Origin of the sequence: Saccharothrix sp. HUAS TT1 (genome assembly GCF_040744945.1) — a bacterium.
Classification (GTDB): Bacteria; Actinomycetota; Actinomycetes; order Mycobacteriales; family Pseudonocardiaceae; genus Actinosynnema.
Genome location: NZ_CP160453.1, coordinates 5076599 through 5082872 on the forward strand (window position 1 = coordinate 5076599; position 6274 = coordinate 5082872).

The 6274-nt window shown below is 73.3% G+C and carries 4 protein-coding genes; 2 read left to right on the forward strand and 2 right to left on the reverse strand.

Annotation, left to right across the window (positions count from 1 at the left end):
- Position 1 precedes the first annotated feature (1 nt).
- Together AB0F89_RS23545 and AB0F89_RS23550 are read left to right on the forward strand one after the other, a co-directional pair.
- Positions 2-2779, forward strand: coding sequence for an AAA family ATPase (locus AB0F89_RS23545; RefSeq protein WP_367127729.1), 2778 nt, complete (start codon positions 2-4; stop codon positions 2777-2779).
- Between the two features lie 495 nt (positions 2780-3274).
- Positions 3275-3979 carry a LuxR C-terminal-related transcriptional regulator gene (locus AB0F89_RS23550; protein WP_367127730.1) on the forward strand — a complete coding sequence of 235 codons (705 nt, stop codon included), beginning with the start codon at positions 3275-3277 and terminating at the stop codon, positions 3977-3979.
- Positions 3980-4055: 76 nt separating this feature from the next.
- Here AB0F89_RS23550 and AB0F89_RS23555 read toward each other — a convergent pair whose 3' ends face one another.
- Entirely contained in the window at positions 4056-5231 is a 1176-nt protein-coding gene (locus AB0F89_RS23555) for a helix-turn-helix domain-containing protein (protein ID WP_367127731.1), read from the reverse strand.
- Positions 5232-5533: 302 nt separating this feature from the next.
- On the reverse strand, positions 5534-6217 hold the full coding sequence (locus tag AB0F89_RS23560; protein ID WP_367127732.1) for a VC0807 family protein: 684 nt from the start codon (positions 6215-6217) through the stop codon (positions 5534-5536).
- Between the last annotated feature and the right edge of the window lie 57 nt (positions 6218-6274).

Below are 6274 nucleotides of genomic sequence, written 5' to 3' on the forward strand. Positions count from 1 at the left end.
CGTGCTGTTCGACCGTGACAGCGAGATCGCCCGCCTGAGCCGCGCCGTGACCGACGCCGCGGCCGGGCGCGGCTCCCTGCTCGTGATCACCGGCCCGATCGGGGCGGGGCGCACCGCGTTGCTCGACGCCGTGCGCCCGCCGGCCGCCCGGGAGGGCGCCCGCGTCGTGGAGGCCGTCGCCGCGCGGGCCGAGCGCGCGTTCCCCGCCGGTGTGCTGCGGCAGCTGGCCGAACCGCTCACCGCGGACCTCACCGCCGACGAACGCGACCGCGTCGCGGCGGGGATCGCGGACTTCCTGCACCCGGTGTTCGCGAACGGGGAGGCGACACCGCGCGCCGGGTACCCCGCGTCCGCCTCCCACGCCGTGCTGCACGGCTTTCGGCACCTGGTGTCCGTGGCCGGCGGGCGTCGACCGCTGGTGCTCGTCGTGGACGACCTCCAGTGGGCCGACGCGGAATCGCTGCGCTGCCTCGCCTACCTCGTGCACCGCCTCGACGGTCTGCGGGTCGCCGTGGTCGTCGCGGTGCGCGACGGCCTGCCCCGGTCGGGCTCCGAATCCGTGTGGGCGGTCGTGCAAGGCGCGGCGGACGTGCTGGCGCCGCGCCCCCTGTCGTCCGCCGGTGTGCGGGGCCTGGTGCGGGAGGCGTTCGGCGAGGACGGCGGTGACCGGTTCGCCGCCGCGTGCCTGGAGGTGTCCCGGGGCGTGCCGCTGATCGCGCGCGCGGTGGTGGACGAGCTGGCGGAGTCGGGTGTGCGGCCGGTCGACGACGCGGTGCGGGAGGTGTTCGCCTGCCTGCCGGCGCAGCTGTGCGAGTGGTACGGCGCCAGGTTGGTGGAGTTCCCCGGCGCGGTGCGGTCGTACGCGGTCGCGGCGGGTCTCCTCGGTGACGCGGCCGAGCCGGAGCTGATCGGTGAGCTGACGCGCCTCGACCCCGCGGAACTCGCCGCCGCCGCACGCGCCCTGCACGCCGCGGGGGTGGTCGTGCCGGACCGGCTCCCCCGCTTCGTCCACCCGGTCGTCCGCGAGGCCGTGCTGCGGGCCCTCGACGCGGCGGACGAGGAGGGCCTGCACGTCGCGGCCGCGAAGGCCCTGCACCGGGCCGGCCGACCGGCCGAGGAGGTGGCGGCGCACCTGCTGGCCGTGCCGTCGTTCCAGGACGTGTGGGTCGTGGACTCGCTGCGTGACGCCGCCCGCGCCGCCGTGCGCGGGGGTGCGCGCGACCAGGCCGCCCGCGTGCTGCGCCGCGCCCTGTTCGACACGCCCGTGCAGACCGCGCAACGCGGTGAGCTGCTGGTCGAGCTGGCTGAGGTGGAAAGCGCCGCCACGCCCGTCGCGGCGACCCGTCACCTGCTGGAGGCCCTGCCCCTCTTGCGATCGGCCACCGCCCGCGCGACCACGCTCGCCCGTGCCGCGACCACCTGCCTGCGGGCAGCGCCGGACGAGTTCGCGGACGCGGCGCGCGCCGTGCTGGCCGACGACGTGCTGCACCCGGAACTGCGGCTGCGCGTGGAGGCGCGGCTGTTCCTGATCACCGACGACGACCCGCGCCGCCTCGCGGACGCGGTGCGCCGGGCGCGGGAGGCGGACCCGCGGGCGCTCGCCGCGACGTCCGGCGGTCGGGAGCTGTCCGCGGTGCTGCTGCGCGCCGCCGTCCTCACGGGCCGTCCCTCCCGCGACGACGTGGTGCGCGATGCCACGCTGCTGATGCGTGAGCTGACGCCCGAGGACCCGCGCCTGCCCGACACGGCCGCCTTGCTGACCGAGGTGTTCGTCCTCGCGGACCGCCCGCTCGACGCGGCCCCCCTGTCGGCGCTCGCGGCCCAGTACGCGCGCGACCACCAGGCGCCGGACGCCGCCGCCACCACCGCCGTCGCTTCGGCGCTGAGGCTGCTCGCCCAGGGGCTCGTCGGCCAGGCCGACGACCTCCTGGCGTCCGTCGAGCGGGAACCGTCCGCCACCGGGAGCACCACGGGGCTGCTGCTCGGCGCGGCGGTGCTGAGCCTGCCCGACCCGCGGCGCGCGCACCACCTGCTGAGCACCGACCCGGAACGCCCCGAGCACCCGGCCGCGACCGCCCTGGGGCAGGCCCTGCGAGCCCTGGCCCCGCAGGGCGACGAGCCGGCGTCGATCAGGGTGGAGCGCCTGCTCGACTGCGGTCGCCGGTTGGAGCGCGCCGGGTGGGTCAACCCGGCGGTGCTCGCCTGGCGCTCGCACGCCGCGACCCTGCTCCACGGGCTTGGCGACACCGACGCCGCGCTCGCCCTCGTCGAAGCCGAACTGGCGGCGGCGCGGACGTGGGGCGGACCGGTCGCGATCGGCCGCGCCCTTCGCGCGCTCGGCTCGGTGCTGCCGGACGAGGACGCGGCCGTGCGTTCGACCAGGGAGGCGCTGGAGGTGCTGCGCGGCACCGACCACCGGTGGGAGGTGGCGCTCACCGAGGCGCAGCTCGCCCGGGCGCTCCAGCGGTCGCGACCGGAGGAAGCCGCCGCGCTCGCCGCCCGGGCCAGGGCGGCGAGCGCCGAGCACGGCGTCCGCCAACCCGCCGACCAGGTCCCGGCGGGGCATCCCGCGCCGACTCCGGGGCGGTCGACCGCCCTGACGCGCGCCGAACTGCGCGTGGCCCGCTGGGCGGCCGAGGGGCGGACCAACCAGGACATCGCCGAGGAGCTGGGCGTCAGTTCGCGCGCCGTCGAGAAGCACCTGACGAGCGTCTACCGGAAGCTGAGCCTGTCGGGCCGGGCGGCGCTGGCCGCCGCGCTGGACGACTACGGAGTGTGACTTCGTCCACGCGTCGCGCGGACCTTGGATGGACTCAATTGGGTTTCCGGTGGTTCGGGGCATCGCGCTGGGCTGTTCGTCCCAACCCGGTTAAATTGTTGTGAACGGACTGTCGCGGGTATTCATCGCGTGCTGCGGGAGTTCGGCGCGGCTAATGCCGCGCCGCCCTCGGGTGATAGTGGACCCGACCGGCAATGTGTCCTTTCTCACAAGATCGGTTGTCGCGTCAGGGCTGGTCCAGGCTGTTCGCTCGCTTCTCGGCACCGGGTCGCGAGCGGTCCGAACGGTCACACCACACCACCCGTCCCCGAAGTGACCGAACCCCGGTGCGGGGGGCACCACAGTATTAGCCGCGAAAGCAGTGCGAGCGTTGACCCCTGCAGTCGATTCTTCTTACGGTGGTTGCAGTGGTTATTCGGGGCCGCGTGCCGGCAAGCGTTTTCCGCCTTGTCCGGCCACACGTGCGGGCCGCGCATCGAGAGGAATGGTGACGCAGTGCGTCCAGTCGCAACCCTGCCCTCCCTCCGTACGACGAACCGCCCGGCGAACCACCGGGCGGCGCACCACGACACCCGCCACGCCGACGCGTTCCGGTCGCTGTTCGAGCGTTCCGGCACGTGCATGGCGGTCGTCGACCCGATGCTGCGCATCCACGAGGTCAACAAGCAGTTCCTGCGCGAAGTCCCCCTCTCCGACAGCCCCGTCGGCCGGACCCTGCTCGACTTCGTGCCGCCGGTGGACCACGTCCGGCTGCGCCGGCAGTTCACCCAGCTCGCCCTGGGGCGTCGCGAACGCCTCGTGGAGCGCGTCACCTGGCTGTGGCCCGGCACGTGCGACACCGGCGGCACCATGACGGCCGTCGCCGGCCACAGCGAGGTGGTGCCCGGCGAGGCTCCCGTCTCGACCATCGTGGTCAGCGTCACCTGGAACGAGGGGCCGGTCGAAGAGGGGCCCGGACAGGGGTTCCGGCTCACCGAACTGGACGCGCGCATCCTGGAGGGCATCGCCACCGGCATGTCCACGATCAACCTGGCCACCAAGCTCTACCTGAGTCGACAGGGCGTCGAGTACCACGTGGGCAGCATGCTGAAGAAGCTCGACGCGCCCAACCGCGCGGCCCTGGTGTCGCGGGCCTTCTCGCTGGGCGTCCTGCGATCCATGTCCTGGCCGCCCAGGGTGGACGCCGCTTTCGTGAAGTGACCGCGACGCGCACGGCCAGTCCGCGCACCGCGGCGTCGGGCCGGCCGCGTCGGCGCTCCTCCCGCCCCGGTGCGGTTCAGCCGCTGTGGCGGCCGATGCCCAGGGCGATCCACCACAGCGCGGCGCCCTCGGTGGTCCGCGGGTCGACCCCGGTCAGCCGGGCGATCCGGTCCAGGCGGTAGACGAGGGTGGACCGGTGCACCGCGAGCAGTTCGGCGGCCTTGCTGAGGTTCAGGTCGCACGTCAGCAGCGTCTGCACCGAGCGGGTCAGCTCCCCGGCCCCGGAGAGCTGGGCCAGCATCCGCACGAACCGGTCGGTCGCGGCCGGATTCGCCGACACCGAGTCCAGCACGGTCAGCCGCCTGCCGGACAGGACCTCCGCCGGGCGCAGGGGTCTCGGCTGGTACTCCGCGACCTTCGCGCGCAGGACGGCCAGGATGTCGTGCAGTTCCGCCAGGGAACCGCTGTCGGCGGCGATCACGCCCTCGGTCGAGCTGTCCGGCCGCAGCGCGAGCAGCGTGTCACCCAGCCAGTCGCCCTCGGCGCGCGCCAGGTCGCCGACGACGATCAGCTGCTCGGGCGTCGGCCGCCACACCGTCCACCACGAGTCCAGCCTCTCCTCGCCGTCGAGGACGGTCCTGATGACGGGCGGCGCGGCCCGCAGGACGACGACGAACAGCCGCGCCGGCACGTGGTCCACGTAGTCGCCCATGGACGCGTGCGACGACGTGAGCACGTTGAGCAGCCAGTTGCGGTGCTGATCGCCGGTGCGCTGGCGGCCGTGCAGGGGCGGGACCGTGCGCAAGGACTCCAGCGCGTGCCGGTGGGCTTCGGTGAAGAAGGTGTCGTGCCACTCGCCGAGGGGGCTGAGCAGGCCGACCACGTGGTCGTCGGGAATCGCGGACAGCAGTTGTCGCATCACGATCACGTGCGCCGAGGTGCTGATCTTCAGCAGTCCGGGCAGGTCGACCACGCCGCTGTTCATGACGCGCCGCGCCCACCCCAGGGAGGCGCCGCGCATCTCCCACTCGTGGTCGGTCTCCACGGTCGGGCGCAGGTCGCGCGCCAGGCCCAGGAAGATGGTGATCGAGTTGGACAGGCTGATCGCCATGTCGGCGGCGTTGTTGCGCCGCACCACCTCGTCCAGCGCGCGGTGCTCGGGGGACAGCTCGTTGACGCGTTGCACGAGCTTGTCGAGATCGCCCAGCATCGCGTCGGCGGTTTCGGCCAGTACGCGCGTGCCCGGAGCCATCAGCAGCCTCCATCAGGAACGGAACACCGGTGTCCGTCGGGTGTTGCTCGCCGATGAGCACTTCCGCACGCCACGTTATTGCGTGACCGGTATCCCGGCAACTCATTCGGGGTGCCGGAGGAAAACCGCCGCGCTGCATGTGAGGGTTATTCGCATTAATTGGTTTAAAGGATTATACTCCCGGTCGTCCCGCTGCGGCTTCTATGTCCTGGGGGGCGTGATGCCCGTGACTCCGGCGTCCCAATTGGCATTCGCTTCGCAAATTGGGCTGTTCGGCTCCTGGCTCACCGGTTCGGATTCCACTACCGCCGGTCGGCCGAGTGGCCCACCCACGCGTGCGGTGAACGGGTGCGGACGCGGGCGATGTGGAGCAGGTTCCAGGTGAGGATCGCCGCGACGAACACGGCCATCATCAACGCCGACAGGCCCACCGCCACGTCGACCGGCACCAGGTAGATGACGGGTAGTCGCAGGACCGCCTCGGCGATCAACCCCACCCCCCAGACGAGCCCGCTCAGCCGGAACAGCCGACGCGTCTCCGGAACGGTCCGGTACAGCTCGCCGAACTCGGCGGCCTGCGCCGGCTTCCACGTCTGGACCGCCGCGAGCGCGAACGGACGCGCCCCGGCCAGGCTGATCAGGTGGACCAGCCCCGCGCCCGCGGTGCCGAACGAGTCCTTCACCAGCAGGAACCTCGGATCGCCGCTGAGGAAGCCCAGCGCCAGCCCGAGGCCGAAGACCATCATCATGACCGCGGCGAACCAGGTCACCTGCCGGGTGCGCAGCGCGACCCAGACGAGTCGCCCCGTCGCGGTCGCGGTGGCCGCCAGCAGCGCGACCCAGTCGGACGCGCCGAGCAGGTGCAGCGCGTAGTACGCGACGAGCGGCAGGCCCAGGTCCCAGACGACGGCCAGCACCGCGGCGGCCCGACCCCCTCCGGGCGGAGTGGCGGGAGCGGCGGACGAAGCGGCAATGCTCTCGGACACCGTTGCATCCCCTGGGTGCTCGATCGGTCAGTTCCGCCACCGTATCCGCGTGAACGG